The 20,461-nt window shown below is 39.9% G+C and carries 34 protein-coding genes; all 34 read left to right on the top strand.

Annotated elements, in window-relative coordinates; all coding sequences use genetic code 11:
- Positions 1-162 precede the first annotated feature (162 nt).
- The 34 genes from rpsL to eno all read left to right on the top strand — a co-directional run bounded on the left by rpsL (position 163) and on the right by eno (position 20,043).
- The gene (rpsL, locus tag ACSSS3_RS03730; RefSeq protein WP_099645971.1) at positions 163-537 is read left to right on the top strand and encodes a 30S ribosomal protein S12; all 375 of its coding nucleotides are present in this window, start codon (positions 163-165) and stop codon (positions 535-537) included.
- A 76-nt stretch (positions 538-613) separates the two neighbouring features.
- Positions 614-1,090, top strand: coding sequence for a 30S ribosomal protein S7 (gene rpsG / locus ACSSS3_RS03725; RefSeq protein ID WP_228229592.1), 477 nt, complete (start codon positions 614-616; stop codon positions 1,088-1,090).
- Positions 1,091-1,096: 6 nt separating this feature from the next.
- Complete coding sequence (gene fusA / locus ACSSS3_RS03720; protein ID WP_442846478.1) at positions 1,097-3,229, top strand: elongation factor G; 2,133 nt, start codon at positions 1,097-1,099, stop codon at positions 3,227-3,229.
- Positions 3,230-3,240: 11 nt separating this feature from the next.
- Positions 3,241-3,546, top strand: coding sequence for a 30S ribosomal protein S10 (gene rpsJ / locus ACSSS3_RS03715; protein WP_009779180.1), 306 nt, complete (start codon positions 3,241-3,243; stop codon positions 3,544-3,546).
- Positions 3,547-3,744: 198 nt separating this feature from the next.
- On the top strand, positions 3,745-4,356 hold the full coding sequence (rplC, locus tag ACSSS3_RS03710) for a 50S ribosomal protein L3 (protein ID WP_228229590.1): 612 nt from the start codon (positions 3,745-3,747) through the stop codon (positions 4,354-4,356).
- On the top strand, positions 4,356-4,985 hold the full coding sequence (rplD, locus tag ACSSS3_RS03705; RefSeq protein WP_099645975.1) for a 50S ribosomal protein L4: 630 nt from the start codon (positions 4,356-4,358) through the stop codon (positions 4,983-4,985). The genes rplC and rplD overlap by 1 nt, the downstream gene beginning before the upstream one ends.
- A gap of 4 nt (positions 4,986-4,989) precedes the next feature.
- Positions 4,990-5,280, top strand: a complete 291-nt coding sequence (gene rplW, locus ACSSS3_RS03700; RefSeq protein ID WP_228229588.1) for a 50S ribosomal protein L23 — start codon at positions 4,990-4,992, stop codon at positions 5,278-5,280.
- Between the two features lie 9 nt (positions 5,281-5,289).
- Positions 5,290-6,114: a 50S ribosomal protein L2 gene (rplB, locus tag ACSSS3_RS03695; protein ID WP_228229587.1), complete on the top strand. Its 825-nt coding sequence runs from the start codon at positions 5,290-5,292 to the stop codon at positions 6,112-6,114.
- Positions 6,115-6,120: 6 nt separating this feature from the next.
- Positions 6,121-6,399: a 30S ribosomal protein S19 gene (gene rpsS / locus ACSSS3_RS03690; protein ID WP_099645978.1), complete on the top strand. Its 279-nt coding sequence runs from the start codon at positions 6,121-6,123 to the stop codon at positions 6,397-6,399.
- An 8-nt stretch (positions 6,400-6,407) separates the two neighbouring features.
- Positions 6,408-6,818: a 50S ribosomal protein L22 gene (gene rplV / locus ACSSS3_RS03685; RefSeq protein WP_228229586.1), complete on the top strand. Its 411-nt coding sequence runs from the start codon at positions 6,408-6,410 to the stop codon at positions 6,816-6,818.
- Positions 6,819-6,821: 3 nt separating this feature from the next.
- A complete protein-coding gene (gene rpsC / locus ACSSS3_RS03680; protein ID WP_228229585.1) occupies positions 6,822-7,541 on the top strand; it encodes a 30S ribosomal protein S3 in 720 nt (239 codons plus the stop codon).
- Between the two features lie 19 nt (positions 7,542-7,560).
- Entirely contained in the window at positions 7,561-7,983 is a 423-nt protein-coding gene (rplP, locus tag ACSSS3_RS03675) for a 50S ribosomal protein L16 (RefSeq protein ID WP_099645981.1), read from the top strand.
- Between the two features lie 11 nt (positions 7,984-7,994).
- On the top strand, positions 7,995-8,186 hold the full coding sequence (rpmC, locus tag ACSSS3_RS03670; protein ID WP_228229584.1) for a 50S ribosomal protein L29: 192 nt from the start codon (positions 7,995-7,997) through the stop codon (positions 8,184-8,186).
- A gap of 11 nt (positions 8,187-8,197) precedes the next feature.
- Positions 8,198-8,455: a 30S ribosomal protein S17 gene (gene rpsQ / locus ACSSS3_RS03665; protein ID WP_099646250.1), complete on the top strand. Its 258-nt coding sequence runs from the start codon at positions 8,198-8,200 to the stop codon at positions 8,453-8,455.
- 2 nt (positions 8,456-8,457) lie between these two features.
- Entirely contained in the window at positions 8,458-8,826 is a 369-nt protein-coding gene (gene rplN / locus ACSSS3_RS03660) for a 50S ribosomal protein L14 (RefSeq protein WP_028376343.1), read from the top strand.
- Between the two features lie 11 nt (positions 8,827-8,837).
- On the top strand, positions 8,838-9,149 hold the full coding sequence (rplX, locus tag ACSSS3_RS03655) for a 50S ribosomal protein L24 (protein ID WP_099645982.1): 312 nt from the start codon (positions 8,838-8,840) through the stop codon (positions 9,147-9,149).
- Positions 9,150-9,151: 2 nt separating this feature from the next.
- Entirely contained in the window at positions 9,152-9,703 is a 552-nt protein-coding gene (gene rplE, locus ACSSS3_RS03650; RefSeq protein ID WP_228229583.1) for a 50S ribosomal protein L5, read from the top strand.
- 3 nt (positions 9,704-9,706) lie between these two features.
- Complete coding sequence (gene rpsN, locus ACSSS3_RS03645) at positions 9,707-9,976, top strand: 30S ribosomal protein S14 (RefSeq protein WP_099645984.1); 270 nt, start codon at positions 9,707-9,709, stop codon at positions 9,974-9,976.
- 73 nt (positions 9,977-10,049) lie between these two features.
- Positions 10,050-10,448 (top strand): 30S ribosomal protein S8, encoded by a 399-nt coding sequence (gene rpsH, locus ACSSS3_RS03640; RefSeq protein ID WP_099645985.1) that lies wholly within the window; start codon positions 10,050-10,052, stop codon positions 10,446-10,448.
- A gap of 20 nt (positions 10,449-10,468) precedes the next feature.
- Positions 10,469-11,011, top strand: a complete 543-nt coding sequence (rplF, locus tag ACSSS3_RS03635) for a 50S ribosomal protein L6 (protein WP_228229582.1) — start codon at positions 10,469-10,471, stop codon at positions 11,009-11,011.
- 11 nt (positions 11,012-11,022) lie between these two features.
- Positions 11,023-11,376, top strand: a complete 354-nt coding sequence (rplR, locus tag ACSSS3_RS03630; RefSeq protein ID WP_228229581.1) for a 50S ribosomal protein L18 — start codon at positions 11,023-11,025, stop codon at positions 11,374-11,376.
- Positions 11,377-11,382: 6 nt separating this feature from the next.
- Positions 11,383-11,907 (top strand): 30S ribosomal protein S5, encoded by a 525-nt coding sequence (gene rpsE / locus ACSSS3_RS03625; RefSeq protein ID WP_099645988.1) that lies wholly within the window; start codon positions 11,383-11,385, stop codon positions 11,905-11,907.
- A gap of 10 nt (positions 11,908-11,917) precedes the next feature.
- Positions 11,918-12,097 (top strand): 50S ribosomal protein L30, encoded by a 180-nt coding sequence (gene rpmD, locus ACSSS3_RS03620; protein ID WP_228229580.1) that lies wholly within the window; start codon positions 11,918-11,920, stop codon positions 12,095-12,097.
- A gap of 11 nt (positions 12,098-12,108) precedes the next feature.
- Positions 12,109-12,561 (top strand): 50S ribosomal protein L15, encoded by a 453-nt coding sequence (rplO, locus tag ACSSS3_RS03615; protein WP_228229579.1) that lies wholly within the window; start codon positions 12,109-12,111, stop codon positions 12,559-12,561.
- A gap of 10 nt (positions 12,562-12,571) precedes the next feature.
- A complete protein-coding gene (gene secY, locus ACSSS3_RS03610) occupies positions 12,572-13,909 on the top strand; it encodes a preprotein translocase subunit SecY (protein ID WP_228229578.1) in 1,338 nt (445 codons plus the stop codon).
- Positions 13,909-14,124, top strand: coding sequence for a translation initiation factor IF-1 (gene infA, locus ACSSS3_RS03605; RefSeq protein WP_028376332.1), 216 nt, complete (start codon positions 13,909-13,911; stop codon positions 14,122-14,124). The genes secY and infA overlap by 1 nt, the downstream gene beginning before the upstream one ends.
- Before the next feature lie 4 nt (positions 14,125-14,128).
- A complete protein-coding gene (ykgO, locus tag ACSSS3_RS03600) occupies positions 14,129-14,245 on the top strand; it encodes a type B 50S ribosomal protein L36 (RefSeq protein WP_009779203.1) in 117 nt (38 codons plus the stop codon).
- A 5-nt stretch (positions 14,246-14,250) separates the two neighbouring features.
- Positions 14,251-14,625 (top strand): 30S ribosomal protein S13, encoded by a 375-nt coding sequence (gene rpsM / locus ACSSS3_RS03595; protein WP_228229577.1) that lies wholly within the window; start codon positions 14,251-14,253, stop codon positions 14,623-14,625.
- A gap of 9 nt (positions 14,626-14,634) precedes the next feature.
- Positions 14,635-15,057, top strand: coding sequence for a 30S ribosomal protein S11 (rpsK, locus tag ACSSS3_RS03590; RefSeq protein ID WP_099645993.1), 423 nt, complete (start codon positions 14,635-14,637; stop codon positions 15,055-15,057).
- A gap of 86 nt (positions 15,058-15,143) precedes the next feature.
- A complete protein-coding gene (rpsD, locus tag ACSSS3_RS03585) occupies positions 15,144-15,749 on the top strand; it encodes a 30S ribosomal protein S4 (protein WP_228229576.1) in 606 nt (201 codons plus the stop codon).
- A gap of 26 nt (positions 15,750-15,775) precedes the next feature.
- A complete protein-coding gene (locus ACSSS3_RS03580; RefSeq protein ID WP_099645995.1) occupies positions 15,776-16,768 on the top strand; it encodes a DNA-directed RNA polymerase subunit alpha in 993 nt (330 codons plus the stop codon).
- 65 nt (positions 16,769-16,833) lie between these two features.
- Positions 16,834-17,325, top strand: coding sequence for a 50S ribosomal protein L17 (rplQ, locus tag ACSSS3_RS03575; RefSeq protein ID WP_228229575.1), 492 nt, complete (start codon positions 16,834-16,836; stop codon positions 17,323-17,325).
- 105 nt (positions 17,326-17,430) lie between these two features.
- Positions 17,431-18,543, top strand: coding sequence for a glutamine-hydrolyzing carbamoyl-phosphate synthase small subunit (gene carA / locus ACSSS3_RS03570; protein ID WP_442846477.1), 1,113 nt, complete (start codon positions 17,431-17,433; stop codon positions 18,541-18,543).
- A 210-nt stretch (positions 18,544-18,753) separates the two neighbouring features.
- Positions 18,754-20,043: a phosphopyruvate hydratase gene (gene eno, locus ACSSS3_RS03565; RefSeq protein WP_228229573.1), complete on the top strand. Its 1,290-nt coding sequence runs from the start codon at positions 18,754-18,756 to the stop codon at positions 20,041-20,043.
- Positions 20,044-20,461 lie beyond the last annotated feature (418 nt).

The following is a 20,461-nucleotide window of genomic DNA, read 5'->3' as shown; positions in this document are numbered from 1 at the left end:
AACTGTCGTTTCTGGTTTTTTTAAAAATAGATAAATAACTTCAGCTTAAAATACCTTTGAAAATTAATGATTTATAGCTTGAATTACTCAAATTATTTTATACCTTTGCAAGCCCTTAGAAAAGGGGTTATTAGAAAAATTATAATTTAGGTAAAAGAAATTATGCCAACAATTTCACAATTAGTACGAAAAGGAAGAGCCAAGATGACCAAGAAGAGTAAATCGGCTGCTCTGGATTCGTGCCCACAACGCCGCGGGGTTTGTACCCGTGTGTACACCACTACGCCTAAGAAACCTAACTCGGCTATGCGTAAAGTTGCCCGTGTTAGATTGACTAACGGTAAAGAGGTGAACGCATACATTGGTGGTGAGGGTCATAATCTACAGGAGCACTCGATAGTATTGGTAAGAGGCGGAAGGGTAAAGGATTTGCCAGGTGTTAGATATCACATTGTACGTGGAGCTTTGGATACCGCAGGTGTTCAGGGAAGACTACAGCGTCGTTCTAAATATGGTGCAAAACGCCCTAAAAAGTAAACTGTTAACTGTTAACCGCTTAAGGTAATACTTTTGACGAATAACGATTAACGATTAACATTTAACAAACACAGAAATGAGAAAAAGACAGGCCAAAAAAAGACCACTTTTACCAGATCCACGTTTTAACGATCAATTGGTTACACGTTTTGTAAACATGATGATGTGGGATGGTAAAAAATCGATAGCCTTTAAAATTTTCTACGATGCAATGGATATCGTGGAAGAAAAGAAAAACAACGACGAGAAAACAGCTCTTGAAGTTTGGAAAGATGCCCTTTCTAACGTTATGCCACACGTAGAAGTACGTAGCCGTAGAGTAGGTGGTGCAACTTTTCAGATTCCAATGCAAATCAGACCAGATCGTAAGATTTCTACTGCGATGAAATGGTTGATTAGCTACTCGCGTAAGCGTAATGAAAAATCAATGGCTTCTAAGCTTGCTGCCGAAGTATTGGCTGCTGCAAAAGAAGAAGGTGCGGCTGTTAAGAAGCGTACAGATACTCATAAGATGGCGGAAGCTAATAAAGCATTCTCTCACTTTAGATTCTAAAAAAAAATGGCACAAAGAGATTTAAAATATACTAGAAATATAGGTATTGCGGCTCATATTGACGCGGGTAAAACCACGACAACAGAGCGTATACTCTATTATACGGGTGTGAGCCATAAAATTGGTGAGGTGCACGATGGCGCGGCTACCATGGACTGGATGGAGCAAGAGCAGGAGCGGGGTATTACCATCACTTCAGCAGCTACTACCTGTACCTGGAAGTTCCCGATGGAGAACGCACAGCCTTTACCTGAAACCAAAGATTATAACTTCAACATTATCGACACTCCGGGACACGTTGATTTTACCGTAGAGGTAAACCGTTCTTTGCGTGTTCTTGATGGTTTGGTGTTCTTGTTTAGCGCGGTTGATGGTGTGGAGCCACAATCTGAAACTAACTGGAGACTTGCTGATAACTACAAAGTACCACGTATGGGCTTTGTAAATAAAATGGACCGTCAGGGATCAAACTTCCTTGAGGTTTGTAAGCAGGTTAAAGAAATGCTAGGTTCTAACGCAGTGCCTATCGTACTTCCTATTGGTGACGAAGCTGACTTTAAAGGTATTATAGACCTTGTTAAGAATCGTGCGGTTGTATGGCACGACGAAACTCAGGGAGCAACTTTTGATGTTGTTGCAATTCCTGAAGACATGAAGGAGGAAGTGAAGAAATATCGTGGTATGCTAATCGAAGAGGTTGCTGCTTACGATGAAAATTTGCTTGAAAAATATATGGAGGATGAAGATTCTATTACTGAAGATGAAGTCCACGCTGCACTTCGTGCTGCGGTGATGGATATGTCTATCATCCCAATGATTTGTGGTTCTGCCTTTAAAAACAAAGGTGTGCAGTTCTTGCTAGATGCTGTATGTCGTTATTTACCTTCTCCTGTAGATAAGGAAGGTATTAAAGGTATCAACCCAGATACAGAAAAAGAAGAAATCCGTAAGCCTGACGTAACTGCTCCGTTTGCAGCACTTGCATTTAAAATTGCTACAGATCCTTTCGTGGGTCGTCTTGCATTCTTCCGTACCTATTCAGGTCGTTTGGAAGCAGGTTCTTATGTATTGAACAATCGTTCAGGAAATAAAGAGCGTATTTCTCGTATTTACCAAATGCACGCAAATAAGCAAAATGCTATCGATTTTATCGAAGCTGGAGATATTGGTGCTGCTGTAGGATTTAAGGATATCAAAACGGGTGATACCCTTTCTGATGAGAAGCATCCTATTGTATTGGAAAGTATGGATTTCCCTGATCCGGTAATTGGTATCGCTGTTGAGCCTAAAACAAAGGCAGATGTTGATAAATTGGGTATGGCTTTGGCAAAACTTGCTGAAGAAGATCCAACATTCCAGGTGCGTACAGATGAAGCTTCAGGCCAGACTATCATTTCTGGTATGGGTGAGCTTCACTTGGATATTATCGTTGACCGTCTTAGACGTGAGTTTAAGGTCGAAGTAAGTCAGGGTCAGCCTCAGGTTGAGTACAAAGAAGCAATTACCAAAACTGCAGATCACAGAGAGGTTTATAAGAAGCAATCTGGTGGTCGTGGTAAATTTGCTGATATCGTATTTACTTTAGAGCCTGCAGAAGAAGGTAAAGTAGGTCTTGAGTTCGTTAACGCTGTTAAAGGTGGTAACGTTCCTAAAGAATATATTCCATCTGTTGAGAAAGGCTTTAAAGGTGCTATGAAGAATGGTCCGTTAGCTGGTTTCGAGGTTGATGCAATGAAAGTAACTCTTAAGGATGGTTCGTTCCACCCTGTGGATTCTGATGCATTGTCTTTTGAGCTTGCTGCTAAGCTTGGTTTTAAAGCTGCTGCTAAAGCTGCCGGAGCTGTAGTTATGGAGCCTATAATGAAGGTTGAAGTAATTACCCCTGAAGAAAATATGGGTGATATCGTAGGTGACCTTAACCGTCGTCGCGGTCAAATGAGCAGCATGGGTGACCGTGCCGGTGCAAAAGTAGTTAAAGCTTTAGTGCCTCTTTCTGAGATGTTCGGTTATGTGACTACCCTACGTACGCTTTCTTCTGGTCGTGCAACTTCTACAATGGAGTTTGCTCACTATGCAGAAACGCCTTCTAACGTATCGCAGGATGTAATCGCAGCTGCAAAAGGAACCGCTAACGCTTAATTTACTAAGAAATGAGTCAGAAAATCAGAATAAAACTTAAATCTTACGATCACAACTTAGTAGATAAGTCTGCTGAAAAAATCGTAAAAACGGTAAAAAGTACCGGTGCTGTAGTAACTGGGCCAATCCCACTTCCTACGCACAAAAAGATCTTTACAGTATTGCGCTCTCCTCACGTTAACAAAAAATCACGTGAGCAGTTTGAGCTTAGCTCTTACAAGCGTTTGCTTGACATCTACAGTTCATCTTCAAAAACGATCGATGCGTTGATGAAGCTTGAGCTACCGAGTGGTGTTGAAGTAGAGATCAAGGTATAATTTTCACGGAGGTGGGAATCTCATGTGAATAGTAAGAAATATGAGATTCCTGCCTTCGCAGGAATGAACATGTCCTGAGCTGCGAGCGAGGGAAAAACGGTAAAAATACATTCAGGGTCGAACGTATTTTGACCCTGTTTTATTTCGGCGAAAGCCAAACAACAAAAAGTAAATTAGTAGTAATCAATAATAATTAATATGTCTGGGTTAATTGGAAAAAAAGTGGGTATGACCAGCATCTTTGATGAGAACGGAAAAAACATTCCGTGTACCGTTATCGAAGCAGGTCCCTGCGTTGTTACCCAAGTCAGAACCGAAGAGGTTGACGGGTATAGTGCCCTTCAGTTAGGTTTCGATGACGCAAAGACTGCAAATAAAGCTGCTCAAGGCCACGCCAAGAAAGCAGGTACAGTTGCAAAGCGTAAAGTTGTCGAATTTCAGGACTTTGAAGGAGAATTTAAATTAGGCGATGCAGTAACTGTAGATGTCTTTAGAGAAGGTCAGTTTGTTGACGTTGTGGGGACCTCAAAAGGTAAAGGTTTTCAGGGGGTTGTAAAACGTCACGGTTTTGGTGGTGTTGGTCAATCAACTCACGGTCAGCATAACCGTTTGAGAGCTCCCGGTTCTATCGGTGCGGCTTCGTATCCTGCACGAGTATTCAAAGGAATGCGTATGGCGGGTCAAATGGGAAATGAGCGAGTAAAAGTTCAAAATTTAAGAATTTTAAAAGTAGTTGCTGAAAAGAATCTACTTGTGGTTAAAGGTTGTGTGCCTGGTCATAAAAATTCTTATGTAATTATTGAAAGGTAATGAAAGTAGCAGTAGTTGATATTAAAGGAAAAGAAACAGGGAGAGAGGCAAACCTTTCTGATGCTGTTTTTGGTATAGAGCCTAATGATCACGCTATCTACCTAGATGTAAAGCAACACCTTGCCAACAAAAGACAAGGTACGCACAAATCTAAGGAGCGTGCTGAGATTGCAGGTAGTACCCGTAAGATCAAAAAACAAAAAGGTACCGGTACTGCAAGGGCTGGTAGTATTAAGTCTGGTGTATTTAAAGGAGGGGGTAGAATGTTTGGTCCAAGACCACGTAACTACTCTTTTAAATTGAATAAAGGTCTTAAGCGTCTTGCCCGTCGTTCTGCTTTAACTCTTAAAGCAAAAGACAATGCGATTACGGTAATTGAAGACTTCAATTTTGACACCCCAAAAACCAAAGAATTCATCAATGTTTTGGCTGGTTTAGGGCTTGAAAATAAAAAGTCTCTATTTGTATTGGGTGCTTCAAATAATAATGTATATTTGTCGTCACGCAATTTAAAGACCTCCGAGGTCATAACGAGTTCAGAATTAAGCACTTACAAAATTATGAATGCTCATAATGTAGTGTTTTTAGAAGGTTCTCTAGAAGAAATTGAGCAAACTTTAAGTAAGTAACAACATGAGTATTTTAATAAAACCCGTGATTACCGAAAAAGCTACAACTGATAGCGAGCTTCACAGCCGTTATACATTTGAAGTAAATCCCGGTTCGAATAAGATCGAAATTAAAAACGCTGTAGAGGCGGCTTATGGTGTTTCGGTAATTAAAGTAAGAACAATGAACGTTCGCCCTGATCGTAGTACCAAATACACAAAATCTGGTATGATCACTGGTAAAACAAGTGGCTTTAAGAAAGCTATTGTACAGGTGGCGGAAGGTGATGTGATTGATTTTTATAGTAACATTTAAGACAAAAAAATGTCAGTAAGAAAATTAAAACCAATCACTCCAGGACAGCGATTTAGAGTAGTAAATGGGTTTGACGCCATCACTACTGATAAGCCGGAGAAAAGCCTATTGGCTCCGATTAAAAAGTCTGGAGGGAGAAACAGTCAAGGAAAAATGACCATGCGCTATAAAGGTGGTGGTCACAAAAAGCGCTATCGCGTTATTGATTTCAAAAGAAATAAAGAAGGTGTTCCTGCAACAGTAGCTTCAATTGAGTATGATCCTAATCGTACTGCATTTATCGCTTTGTTGAACTATCAGGATGGTGAGAAGCGATATATTATTGCTCCTAACGGACTTCAGGTTGATCAGAACATCGTTTCTGGTTCTGGTGTTGCTCCTGAAATTGGAAATGCACTTCCGCTTTCTGATATTCCATTGGGAACTATTATTTCTTGTATAGAATTACGTCCTGGTCAGGGAGCTATTATGGCTCGTAGTGCCGGTGCTTTCGCGCAGCTTATGGCTCGTGATGGTAAATTTGCGACAGTAAAATTACCATCTGGTGAGACGCGTTTGATTCTTGCAAACTGCATGGCAACCATTGGTGCTGTTTCTAACAGTGATCACCAGCTTATTGTATCTGGTAAAGCAGGTAGAAAACGTTGGTTAGGTCGTCGTCCACGTACAAGACCAGTAGTAATGAACCCTGTCGATCACCCAATGGGTGGTGGTGAAGGTCGTGCTTCCGGTGGTCACCCACGTTCTAGAAAAGGTATACCTGCTAAAGGTTACAGAACGCGTACGAAGACAAAAGCGAGTAATAAATATATTGTAGAACGTAGAAAGAAATAATAAGATATGGCACGTTCATTAAAAAAAGGACCTTACGTTCACTATAAGTTAGAGCAAAAAGTTGCAGCTAATATAGAGTCTAACAAAAAGACAGTAATCAAAACCTGGTCAAGAGCCTCTATGATTACTCCTGATTTTGTTGGTCAAACAATAGCTGTACATAATGGTCGCCAGTTTGTTCCTGTATATGTGACAGAAAACATGGTAGGTCATAAGTTAGGAGAGTTTTCACCTACGAGATCTTTTAGAGGTCACACGGGGTCAAAAAATAAAGGTAAAAAATAATTGAAGCTATGGGAGTTCGTAAAAAGGAAAAAGCAGAGCAGAGAAAAGAGGCTAAACGTAATATAGCCTTTGCTAAACTGAACAACTGCCCTACTTCACCACGTAAAATGCGCTTAGTTGCAGATTTAGTACGTGGTCAGCAAGTAGAGAAGGCGCTTCAAATATTGAAGTTTAGTAACAAGGAGGCATCTCGTCGTGTTGAGAAATTGGTTCTTTCTGCTATTTCAAACTGGCAGGAGAAAAACGAGGATGCAAGTATAGAAGATGCAGACTTGATTATTAAAGAGATCCGTGTAGATGGAGGGAGTATGTTAAAAAGACTTCGTCCTGCACCACAAGGTCGCGCACACAGAATAAGAAAACGCAGCAATCACGTTACAGTTGTGCTTGGTGCTAAAGATAACACACAAAGCAATTAATAAATGGGACAGAAGACAAATCCAATCGGGAATCGCCTAGGTATTATCAGAGGATGGGAGTCTAACTGGTATGGTGGTAACGACTACGGTGATAAACTTGCCGAAGACGATAAGATTAGAAAGTACATTCACGCTCGTTTATCAAAAGCCAGTGTGTCTAGAGTAATTATTGAGCGTACGCTTAAGCTTGTAACCGTTACTATCACTACTGCCCGTCCCGGTATCATTATCGGTAAAGGTGGTCAAGAGGTAGACAAGTTAAAAGAAGAACTTAAACAAATTACTAATAAGGAAGTTCAGATCAATATTTTTGAGATCAAACGTCCCGAACTTGATGCTTTCCTGGTGGCATCCTCTATAGCTCGCCAGATCGAAAGTCGTATTTCTTACCGTCGTGCAACCAAAATGGCAATTGCGGCTGCAATGCGCATGAATGCCGAAGGTATTAAAGTACAGATTTCAGGTCGTTTAAACGGGGCAGAAATGGCTCGTCAGGAATCTTATAAAGAAGGTCGTATTCCTTTATCAACATTCAGAGCTGATATTGATTATGCTTTGGTAGAAGCGCATACTACTTATGGTAGATTGGGCATCAAAGTGTGGATCATGAAAGGTGAGGTTTACGGAAAGAGAGAGTTATCTCCTTTAGTAGGTCTTGCTAAGAAGCAAGGAGGAAAGGCTGGTCGTGCAGCAGGAGCACCTAAAGCACGCCGCAGAAAGTAATTTTTTAAAGTAAAACAAGATGTTACAGCCTAAAAAGACAAAATTCCGTAAGCAACAGAAGGGCCGGATGAAAGGAAATGCCGGAAGAGGGCATCAACTTTCAAATGGGACTTTTGGGATTAAATCATTAGATTCTAATTTTCTTACGTCAAGACAAATAGAAGCAGCTCGTATTGCAGCTACACGTTATATGAAACGTGAAGGTTCATTATGGATACGTATTTTCCCTGACAAACCTATTACGAAAAAACCTCTTGAGGTTCGTATGGGTAAAGGTAAAGGTGCTGTTGAGTATTGGGCAGCTGTCGTTAAACCCGGCAGAATGCTTTTTGAAATAGGAGGGGTATCAGAGCCTGTTGCACGCGAAGCCTTGCGACTTGCTGCTCAGAAGCTTCCTGTAAGAACAAAATATGTAATCGCTCGGGATTATCAAGCTGACTAAATTCTAGAAAAATGAAACAATCAGAAGTAAAAGAACTATCTGTAGCAGAATTACAAGAGGAATTGGTAAAAGCTAAACAAGCTTATACCGACCTTAAAATGGCTCACGCTATTTCTCCTCTCGAAAATCCCATTCAGCTTAGAGGTCTAAGAAGATCTGTAGCTCGTATAGCTACCGAACTTACAAAACGCGAATTACAATAATGCTGCTTAAGATGGAAAAAAGAAATTTAAGAAAAGAACGTATAGGTGTTGTTACCAGCAATAAAATGCAGAAATCAATTGTGGTTTCTGAGGTAAAAAAAGTAAAACACCCTATGTATGGTAAATTCGTTTTAAAGACGAAAAAATACGTAGCACACGACGAGCAAAATGACTGCAATATCGGAGATACTGTAAGGATAATGGAGACACGTCCTTTGAGTAAATCAAAGAGTTGGAGACTTGTAGAAATCATTGAAAGAGCTAAGTAATTATGTTACAACAAGAATCAAGATTAAGAGTAGCTGACAACACCGGAGCAAAAGAAGTTTTGACTATCCGTGTGTTAGGTGGTACCAAAAGAAGATATGCTTCTGTAGGTGATAAGATTGTTGTTTCTGTAAAAGATGCAACACCTAACGGCCAGGTTAAAAAAGGAGCCGTTTCTACAGCAGTTGTAGTGCGTACACGTAAAGAGGTACGTCGTCCGGATGGTTCATACATCCGTTTTGATGATAACGCCTGTGTGTTGCTAAACGCTCAGGGTGAAATGCGCGGTACCCGTGTGTTTGGTCCTGTTGCGAGAGAACTTCGTGATAAGCAATTCATGAAGATTGTATCATTAGCGCCAGAGGTGCTTTAATACGAATTAAGATGACAAAGCTTAAAATAAAAGTTGGAGATACCGTTCGTGTTACTGCCGGTGACCATAAAGGTCAGGAAGGTAAAGTACAACGTGTTATTAAAGATAAGAACAAAGCAATCGTTGAGGGTGTGAATCTGGTTTCTAAACATGAGAAGCCTAGCGCATCTAATCCTCAGGGCGGTATTGCTAAGAAAGAAGCTGCTTTGCACATTTCAAATCTGTCTTTAGTAGACGGTAATGGTGATGCTACGCGTGTAGGTTACCGTATGGAAGGTGATAAGAAAGTACGCTATTCTAAAAAATCAAATGAAGTAATTTAGTTATGGCTTACACTTCAAGACTTAAATCAGAATATAAAGAGCGTGTAATAGCGGCTCTTAAAGAAGAATTTGGGTATGCAAATATTATGCAGGTTCCTAAATTGAAGAAAATTGTAATCTCAAGAGGCGTAGGTGCGGCAGTTGCAGATAAGAAATTAATCGATTATTCGGTTGAGGAGCTTACCAACATTGCTGGCCAGCGTGCTGTTGCAACTGTTTCTAAGAAAGACGTTGCGGCATTTAAATTGAGAAAAGGCATGCCTATCGGGGCTAAAGTAACTTTGCGCGGAGAGCGTATGTATGAATTTTTAGATCGTTTGATCACTTCTGCATTGCCTCGTGTACGTGACTTTAACGGAATCAATGCTACCGGCTTTGACGGTCGTGGAAACTACAGCTTAGGTATTACCGAGCAGATTATTTTCCCTGAAATTGATATCGACAAAGTGCGTAAGATTGAAGGTATGAATATTACTTTTGAAACTTCTGCCGAAACCGATAAGGAAGCTAAAGCATTATTAACTCAATTGGGGCTACCCTTTAAAAAGAAGTAAATTATGGCAAAAGAATCAATGAAAGCTCGCGAGAGAAAACGTGAGAGAATGGCGGCCAAATATGCTGAAAAAAGAAAAGCCTTAAAAGAGGCTGGTGATTATGAAGCATTACAAAAGTTGCCTAAAAACTCATCTCCTGTGCGTCAGCACAACCGTTGTAAGTTGACTGGTCGTCCTAAGGGATATATGAGAACTTTTGGAATCTCTCGTGTTATGTTTCGCGAAATGGCCAATCAAGGTCTTATACCAGGTGTTAAAAAGGCAAGCTGGTAAACTAAGGATAAACTGGTTTCAGGTTCATTTGTGCTCAGGTTCAGTTGAAAACCAAAACCGCAATTAAATATAAATGTATACAGATACTATTGCAGATTTTCTAACAAGGATTAGAAACGCAGCAGCAGCAAACCACAGAGTTGTGGAAATTCCTGCTTCAAACCTTAAGAAAGAGATAACCAAGATCTTGTTTGATCAGGGTTACATTTTGAGCTATAAATTTGAAGATAAGACCGCTCAAGGAACTATCAAAATAGCTCTTAAGTATGACAAAGAGACCAAAGAGTCTGTCATCAAAGATATTCAAAGAATCAGTAAGCCTGGTTTACGTAAATATGCATCTTCTAAAGATGTGCCTCGTATTCTTAATGGTTTAGGAATTTCAATTGTTTCTACTTCTAAAGGTGTAATGACCGGAAAGCAGGCTCAACAAGAGAATGTAGGAGGGGAAGTACTTTGCTACGTATATTAATCAGTTAAAAAAACAGAGCAATGTCAAGAATAGGAAAAAACCCAATTACAATACCGTCTGGAGTTACTGTCGATGTAGCTGATAATATGATTACGGTAAAAGGGAAGTTAGGAGAGCTTAAGCAAGAGTACTCTAGCATAGATATTAAAGTTGAGGATGGCGTTATTACGTTAGAGCGCTCTTCTGATAAGAAAGAAGATAAGGCAAAACACGGTTTATATCGTGCATTGATTGCTAATATGATTGAGGGTGTTTCTAATGGATACACCAAATCTTTAGAATTAGTTGGTGTAGGTTACAGAGCAAGCAATCAGGGTCAAAAATTAGACCTTGCACTTGGTTTTTCCCACAATATAGTTTTAGAAGTTGCACCAGAGGTAACTGTTGAGACTGTTACTGAGAAAGGTAAGAACCCTGTGGTAAAACTTACTTCTTACGATAAGCAGTTAGTAGGACAGGTTGCGGCTAAGATCAGAAGCTTCCGTAAGCCAGAGCCATACAAAGGAAAAGGTATCAAGTTTGTAGGAGAACAAATCAGAAGAAAAGCAGGTAAATCTGCATAATATATAGCGTTATGGCATTTTCAAAATACACAAGAAGAAATAAAATACGTCGCAGAATCCGTAAATCACTTGCCGGTACTGCAGAGCGTCCGAGACTTTCTGTATATAGAAGTAATAAAGAAATATACGCGCAGATCATTGACGATACTACCGGTAAAACTTTAAGCGCTGCGTCTTCAAGAGACAAAGGTTTTAAAGCAAACGGTAATAAAGCAGAGGTTGCTAAAGAAGTAGGTAAAGCAATTGCCGAAAAAGCAAAAGAAGCAGGTATCGAAGCAGTAGCATTTGACAGAGGTGGTTACTTGTATCACGGAAGAGTAAAACAATTAGCAGAAGGAGCCCGAGAAGGCGGATTAAAATTCTAAGAAGTTATGTATCAAAAATATAAAAACGTAGAGTTAGTAAAACCAAGCGGACTGGATCTTAAGGATCGTTTAGTTGGTGTTCAACGTGTTACCAAGGTAACGAAGGGTGGTAGAGCTTTTGGTTTTTCTGCTATTGTAGTTGTAGGTGATGAGCACGGTGTTGTAGGTCAGGGTCTTGGTAAGTCTAAAGATGTTGCCAGTGCAATTGCTAAAGCTGTAGAAGACGCAAAGAAAAATTTAGTGCGTATTCCACTTAACAAAAGCACAATTCCACACGAACAAAAAGGAAAATACGGCGGTGCTCGCGTATTGTTGATGCCTGCTGCTCCTGGTACAGGGGTAATTGCCGGTGGTGCAATACGTTCAGTACTCGAATCTGTAGGTATTCACGATGTATTATCAAAAAATCAGGGATCTTCTAACCCACATAACGTGGTAAAAGCTACCTTTGATGCCCTTTTACAAATGAGAAGTGCAGAGACTGTAGCTAAGCAAAGAGGGATTTCTTTAGATAAAGTTTTTAAAGGATAATTGTAAGACAATGGCAAAGATTAAAGTAACTAAGGTAAAAAGTGCTATCAATCGCACTCAAAACCAAAAGAGAACACTTGAGGCCCTGGGTCTTAGAAAAATGAATCAGGTTGTGGAGCATGAAAATACTCCTAACATCCTTGGCATGATTAATAAAGTAAGTCATCTGGTTTCTGTAGAAGAAGCTTAAACAGTTATAAAATGGGTTTAAACAATCTAAAACCGGCAGCAGGCTCGGTAAAAAAGAACGACAGCAGGCGAGGTCGTGGTGAAGCCACAGGAAATGGTGGAACCGCTGGCCGTGGGCACAAAGGTGCGAAGTCACGATCAGGGTATTCTAAAAAAGTAGGTTTTGAAGGTGGGCAAATGCCACTTCAAAGACGTGTTCCTAAATTCGGTTTTAATAACATCAACCGTAAGGAATACACAGGGATTAACCTTGATACCTTGCAGGAATATGTTGATGCTGGAAGAATCAAAGATGAAGTAACTCTTGATGTTTTAGTAGAAAACAGACTAGCTGGTAAAAATGATTTAGTTAAGATTTTAGGTCGTGGTGAGCTAAAAGCTAAACTAAAAGTTAGTGCTCATAAATTTACGGCCTCGGCACATAAAGCTATTGAAGCAGCAGGCGGAGAAGCAGTAACTTTATAACACAAGCAGCATGAAGGCTATAGAAACGATTAAAAATATCTGGAAGATTGAAGAGTTGAAGAATCGAATTCTTCTTACCCTTGGTTTACTTTTGGTTTACCGTTTTGGGGCTCAGATCGTACTTCCGGGTATTGACGCTTCTCAGCTGGCCAACCTTTCTGCGCAGACAGATGGTGGTTTGCTTGGGTTGCTTAATGCATTTACAGGAGGAGCGTTTTCTAATGCTTCCGTTTTTGCATTAGGTATTATGCCGTACATCTCTGCTTCGATTGTAGTGCAGCTTATGGGTATTGCGGTACCGTATTTGCAAAAACTACAAAAAGAAGGGGAAAGCGGGCGTCGCAAAATAAATCAGATTACCAGATGGTTAACCATAGCAATTACCTTAATTCAGGGACCGGGGTATATTACTAACTTGTTTAGTATACTTCCTCCGGAAGCTTTCGTAATGGAAAGTCAGGTAATGTTTATCATCTCGTCTGTAATTATCCTTACAACCGGATGTATTTTTGCAATGTGGTTGGGAGAGAAGATCACAGATAAAGGAATCGGTAATGGTATCTCACTTCTTATTATGGTGGGTATCATCGCACGTTTGCCGCAGTCATTCCTTCAGGAGTGGGTGTCTCGTGTAACCGAGTCTAATGGAGGTTTGATCATGATTTTGATTGAGCTTGTAATTTGGTTTGTGATTATCCTGCTATCGATACTGCTCGTAATGGCTGTACGTCAGATTCCGGTGCAATATGCCCGTAGAACTGCCAGTGGCAGCTACGAGCGCAATGTTTTTGGAAGCAGACAGTATATTCCGCTTAAGTTAAATGCATCAGGTGTAATGCCTATCATTTTTGCTCAGGCGATTATGTTTATTCCTGGCGCGGTTATTGGACTATCTGAGTCAGATACTGCTCAAACTATCGCCGGTGAATTCACAAACATCTTCGGTTTTTGGTACAATCTTGTATTTGGTCTACTTATTATCATCTTCACCTATTTTTATACGGCAATTACAGTGCCTACCAATAAAATGGCAGATGATTTAAAACGCAGCGGTGGTTTTATCGCAGGCATCAGACCGGGTTCAGAAACTGCTGAGTATTTAGACCGAATTATGTCTCAAATAACCCTTCCGGGATCTATTTTCCTTGCTTTAATCGCAGTATTTCCTGCAATAGCAGTGAGCGTACTGGGTATGCAGCAAGGTTGGGCGTTGTTTTACGGTGGTACTTCGTTACTTATTCTTGTAGGGGTTTCTATCGATACTATGCAGCAGGTAAATTCATACTTGTTAAATAGACATTATGATGGATTGATGAAAACAGGTAAGAACAGAAAAGCAGTAGCATAATGGCAAAACAACAAGCAATAGAACAAGACGGTTCAATTATTGAAGCATTGTCTAACGCAATGTTTCGCGTTGAGCTGGAAAATGGTCATATCGTGACCGCACACATCTCGGGTAAAATGCGTATGCATTACATTAAATTGCTACCGGGAGACAAAGTAAAACTTGAAATGAGCCCATACGATTTATCTAAGGCTCGTATAACTTATAGATACTAGTAAGATGAAAGTAAGAGCATCAGTAAAGAAAAGAAGCGCAGACTGCAAAATTGTACGTCGCAAAGGAAGATTATACGTTATTAACAAAAAGAACCCTAAGTTCAAACAAAGACAAGGTTAAGGATTATGGCTAGAATTGCAGGGGTAGATATCCCAAAACAAAAAAGAGGTGTAATCGCTTTGACGTACATCTTTGGAATCGGAAAAAGCAGAGCTCAGAAAATATTAGCAGAAGCTGGTGTTGATGAAAACCTTAAAGTTACCGAGTGGGACGATGATCAAATTGGTCGTATTCGTGACGCGGTAAGTGCCTACAAGATTGAAGGTGAACTTAGAAGTGAGGTTTCTATGAGCATTAAGCGTCTTATGGACATTGGTTGCTACCGTGGTATCAGACATCGTTCTGGTTTACCACTTCGCGGTCAACGTACCAAGAATAACTCTAGAACCCGAAAAGGTAAGCGTAAAACGGTTGCTAACAAGAAGAAAGCAACTAAATAATAAGTAAGAATGGCAAAGCAAAACACTAAAGGCGGAGGAAAAAACGCTAAAGCTGCAAAAAGCACTAAAAAGCGTAAGGTTGTTATTGAATCAGTAGGTGAAGCTCACGTTTCGGCATCATTCAACAACATTTTAATTTCTTTGACTAATAAGAAAGGTGACGTGATCTCTTGGTCTTCAGCCGGTAAAATGGGCTTTAGAGGATCTAAGAAAAACACTCCTTATGCTGCTCAGCTAGCTGCAGAGGATGCAAGTAAAGTTGCTCACGAGGCTGGTTTGCGTAAAGTGAAAGTGTATGTGAAAGGACCCGGTAATGGTCGTGAATCTGCAATTCGCTCTATTCACAACAGCGGTATCGAGGTAACCGAGATCATCGATGTGACTCCACTACCACACAATGGATGTCGTCCGCCTAAACGAAGAAGAGTTTAATTAATTTTTTATATCAATCGGGGAGTACTGATTTTGCGAAGGACCAGACCTTAATTCCTTAATCACCCCAACTAATACACTATACAATGGCAAGATATACCGGTCCTAAGACTAAAATCGCACGTAAATTTGGTGAGGCGATTTTTGGAGATGACAAATCTTTTGAAAAAAGAAACTATCCTCCAGGTCAACACGGAAACAACAGACGTCGCGGTAAGAAGTCTGAATATGCAATACAGCTTCAGGAGAAGCAAAAAGCAAAATATACTTATGGGATTTTAGAAAATCAGTTCCGTAATATGTTTGAAAAGGCTACCCGCGCTACCGGAATTACCGGGGTTGTTTTACTTCAGCTTTGCGAATCACGTCTTGACAACGTAGTTTTCAGAATGGGAATTGCCCCTTCTAGAAGATCTGCACGTCAGTTAGTATCTCACAGACACATTACTGTAAACGGGGAGTTGGTAAACATTCCATCTTACCAAATTAAAGCAGGAGATGTTGTTGCGGTACGTGAAAAGTCAAAATCCTTGACAGCAATTCAGGAATCGCTTTCTAACGCAAGCCACGTTTATGAGTGGATCTCCTGGAATAACGATAAAAAAGAAGGTACATTCGTTTCAGTTCCTGAACGTATTCAGATTCCTGAAAATATCAACGAGCAGTTTATCGTTGAATTGTACTCTAAATAATAATAACAACTCTTAGAAAACAGAATATGGCATTACTAAATTTCCAAAAGCCTGATAAGGTCATAATGATCGACTCTACCGACTTTGAGGGTAAGTTTGAATTCAGACCCTTAGAGCCAGGTTATGGTTTGACTGTTGGTAACGCGCTTCGAAGAGTATTGCTATCTTCATTAGAAGGTTTCGCAATCACCTCGGTACGTGTTGAAGGTGTAGATCATGAGTTTTCAACCATTGCAGGAGTTGTAGAAGATTTTACTGAAATCATACTCAACCTGAAACAGGTTCGTTTCAAAAGACAAATCGATGAGATTGACAATGAGACTGTAACCATTTCTGTTTCAGATAAGGAACAATTAACAGCCGGTGACTTCCAGAAGTTTATCTCCGGTTTCCAAATTCTTAATCCTGACTTGGTTATCGCCAATATGGAAAAGAATGTTAGCATAAACATGGAAATCACTGTTGAGAAAGGCCGTGGTTATGTTCCTGCAGAAGAAAACAAAAAGCAAAATGCTCCTGTTGGTACCATTTTTACCGATTCAATCTATACTCCCATTAAGAATGTGAAGTACAGTATTGAAAACTATCGTGTAGAGCAAAAAACCGACTACGAGAAACTGGTTTTTGAAATCATCACAGACGGTTCAATTCATCCTAAAGATGCTTTGACTGAAGCTGCTAAAACACTCATCCACCACTTTATGTTGTTCTCTGACGAGCGCATCACTCTTGAGGCAGATGAGATTGCTCAAACTGAAACTTATGATGAAGAGTCCCTTCACATGAGACAACTTCTTAAGACCAAACTGGTTGATATGGATCTTTCAGTACGTGCACTTAACTGTTTAAAAGCTGCTGAAGTAGAAACTCTTGGTGATCTTGTTTCTTACAACAAGAATGATCTGATGAAATTCAGAAACTTCGGTAAAAAGTCACTTACAGAGCTGGAAGAGCTTGTAAATGTAAAAGGTCTTAACTTCGGTATGGATCTTTCAAAATATAAATTAGATAAAGACTAGTAATGCTCCATATTTTGCTCCTCAAAAAGGGTAGAGCAAGATGGTAGCTTAAATTTAAAAATGTCATGAGACACGGAAAAAAAATCAATCATCTAGGGCGTAAAACTGCGCACAGAAAATCAATGCTTGCTAATATGGCTTGCTCACTTATCGAGCATAAGCGTATCAACACTACTGTTGCAAAAGCAAAAGCACTTAAGCAGTTTGTAGAGCCTTTAGTGACAAAATCTAAAGAAGATACCACGCACAATCGTCGTATCGTAATGAGCAAATTGCGTCAAAAAGATGCAGTTGCAGAGCTTTTTAGAGATGTTGCTGTTAAAGTTGGCGATCGTCCGGGAGGTTATACCCGTATCATCAAGTTGGGTAACCGTCTTGGAGATAATGCCGATATGGCGATGATTGAATTGGTTGACTACAATGAGTTATACAACTCTGGTAAAACCAAGAAGAAATCTACTCGTAGAGCAGGTAAAAAGACTTCTCCGGCAGCTGCGGCTCCTAAGAAGGAAGATGCACCGGTTCAAGAGAAAAAAGCTTCTGATGAGGAAGAATAAGAAAATCTTTAGCATTGCATAAAGTAAAAAGGATAAGCCGTTTCGGTTTATCCTTTTTTTTATAATTATTTTTGAAAAAAATCTAACACTTTACAGGAACACGAGATGAAGTACCAGACAAACAGAAAAGCCTTAATTCTTTTAGCTGACGGAACCATTTTTTACGGAAAGGCAGTTGCAAATAAAGAGGGTACGGCCTTCGGAGAGGTATGCTTTAACACCGGTATGACCGGTTATCAGGAAATTTTCACAGACCCTTCTTATTTTGGGCAGCTTATGGTGACTACCAATGCGCATATAGGTAATTATGGTGGGAATAATGACGAGACTGAATCTGAAACCGTAAAAATCGCGGGTCTTATTTGCCGCAATTTTAGTTACAATTATTCCAGAAAGCAGGTTGACGAGTCCTTGCTGTCTTTTTTAGATAAAAACAATCTTTTTGTAATCTCAGATGTAGATACCCGCGCTCTTGTGGCTTACATACGGGATAACGGGGCTATGAACGCAGTTATTTCTTCAGATGTTGACAACATTGAAGGTCTTAAGGAGCAACTGGCTCAGGTGCCCGATATGAATGGCCTGGAGCTGGCTTCTAAAGTTTCTACAAAAGAGCCTTATTTCTATGGAGATGAAAACGCAACTTTTAAGGTTGCCGCTATAGATTTAGGGATTAAGAAAAATATTCTGCGCAATATGGCCAAGCGCGATATGTATATCAAGGTTTTTCCATACAACAGCAGTTTTGAAGAAATGAAAGTTTTCAATCCGGATGGTTTCTTCCTGTCTAACGGCCCCGGTGACCCTGAACCTCTCAAGGGTGTGATTGAAGTAGCTAAGCAGATTATAGAAGAAGATTATCCGCTATTTGGTATTTGCCTGGGACATCAAATAATTGCATTGGCAAATGGAATCAGTACCTTTAAAATGCATCACGGTCATAGAGGTATTAACCATCCTGTACTTAACAATCAAACCGGACGCGGTGAAATTACCTCACAGAATCACGGGTTTTCAGTAAACTATGATGAAGCTGCTAATAACCCGAATATAGAGGTAACCCATAAGCATCTTAATGACAATACCGTAATGGGACTAAAAATGAAGAACAAGAACTGTTTTTCTGTGCAGTACCATCCGGAAGCAGGCCCGGGTCCTAACGATGCGACCTACCTTTTTGATGAATTTATTGAGCGGATGTCAAAACAAACCGTATAAGTGCATAAAGCCCCGTTTTAACGGGGCTTTTTTTTGATGAATATATCCCTGAATGCAGGCTTTATTGCAGTTCTTTTGCCTAAACAGGTTAAAGTTAAGCGTGTTTTAAATAATTATTAAAAGGCGCTTTTAGCGCCTGCTATATCTGTTAAATAGTACAGTATTGCTTATATTGCGCATACTTAATTAACCTATCAATTTTAATAAAAAATGAGTATTATAATCAATATCCATGCACGTCAAATCCTTGATTCACGAGGTAATCCCACAGTTGAAGTAGATGTAGTAACCGAAAATGGTGTTTTGGGCAGAGCCGCTGTTCCTTCAGGAGCGTCAACCGGAGAGCACGAAGCAGTGGAGTTACGTGACGGTGGTAAAGATTATATGGGGAAAGGTGTACTTAAAGCAGTAGACAACGTAAACGCTGTTATTGCTCAGGAACTTTTGGGTGTTTCTGTATTTGAACAGAACCTGATCGACCAGACCATGATCGAACTTGACGGTACTCCAAATAAATCAAAACTCGGAGCAAATGCTATTCTGGGAGTATCACTTGCAGTAGCCAAAGCTGCCGCAAATGAACTAAATATGCCTTTATATCGCTATGTAGGCGGTGTAAGTGCAAACACGCTTCCGGTACCTATGATGAATATCATTAACGGTGGTTCTCACAGTGATGCTCCTATCGCATTTCAGGAATTTATGGTTATGCCGGTAAAGGCTAAAAACTTTACGCATGCCATGCAAATGGGAACTGAAATTTTCCACAATCTCAAAAAAGTGCTTCACGACCGCGGTTTGAGTACTGCTGTAGGAGATGAGGGTGGTTTTGCGCCAACTCTTGAAGGAACCGAAGATGCTATCGAAAGTATTCAAAAGGCCGTTGAAAATGCAGGTTATAAATTTGGAGAAGAGGTGATGATTGCATTAGACTGTGCCTCTGCAGAATTTTATGTTGACGGAAAATACGATTATACCAAATTTGAAGGCGATAAAGGTGTAGTACGTACCAGCGAAGAGCAGGCTGAATACCTTGCAGAATTAGCTTCTAAATATCCCATTATTTCTATTGAAGATGGTATGGACGAAAACGACTGGGAAGGATGGAAGTCTTTAACCGAAAAAATCGGGGATAAAGTGCAGCTTGTAGGAGATGATCTTTTTGTTACCAACGTAGAGCGCCTTTCACGTGGTATTGAAAATGGTATTGCAAACTCAATTCTAATTAAAGTAAACCAGATAGGTACCCTTACCGAAACTATTGCAGCTGTAAATATGGCTCATAATGCCGGTTATACTTCTGTAATGTCTCACAGATCTGGAGAAACCGAAGATAATACTATTGCAGACCTTGCTGTGGCTCTTAACACAGGACAAATTAAAACCGGTTCGGCTTCACGTAGTGACCGTATGGCAAAATACAATCAACTCTTGCGTATTGAAGAGGAGTTGGGATCTGTAGCTTACTTCCCTAAGGAGAAAGCCTTTAAGGTAAAATAAAATGAAGAACACCCCAATCGGGGTGTTTTTTTTGCCCTTTTACAAACTGTAAATGGGTTCAAATAGTTTTGAGATTTTATTCTAGTAAAAAATAACTATAACACTTAATTCGACGATTAAGTGTTATTTATTTACGATATAGTGTGTTTTTTTCTAAATAAAAACAGTACATTCGTACACACAAGACAACAAAAATAAATTTAGATTTCAAAACCCAACAGTATCTGTTTAAGAGCTGAAAAATTTGAAGTTGGGTGAAAGAGCGATTCTGAAATCAAGTACGTATCGCTCTTTTTTCACCAATTAAGGAATCTAAATTTTGAAGTTGGGTGAGGGGTTTACACTGCTTTGCAGCGTTGCCCCTTTTTTTATGGGCATATTTAGCTCAGGTTTATTTTTTCTTTTTATCAAATGCTTA

Origin of the sequence: Leeuwenhoekiella sp. H156 (assembly GCF_052218455.1) — a bacterium.
Lineage (GTDB): Bacteria > Bacteroidota > Bacteroidia > Flavobacteriales > Flavobacteriaceae > Leeuwenhoekiella > Leeuwenhoekiella parthenopeia.
The sequence above is the reverse complement of the archived record's forward strand: the minus strand, read 5'-3'. Positions and strand labels throughout refer to the sequence as shown.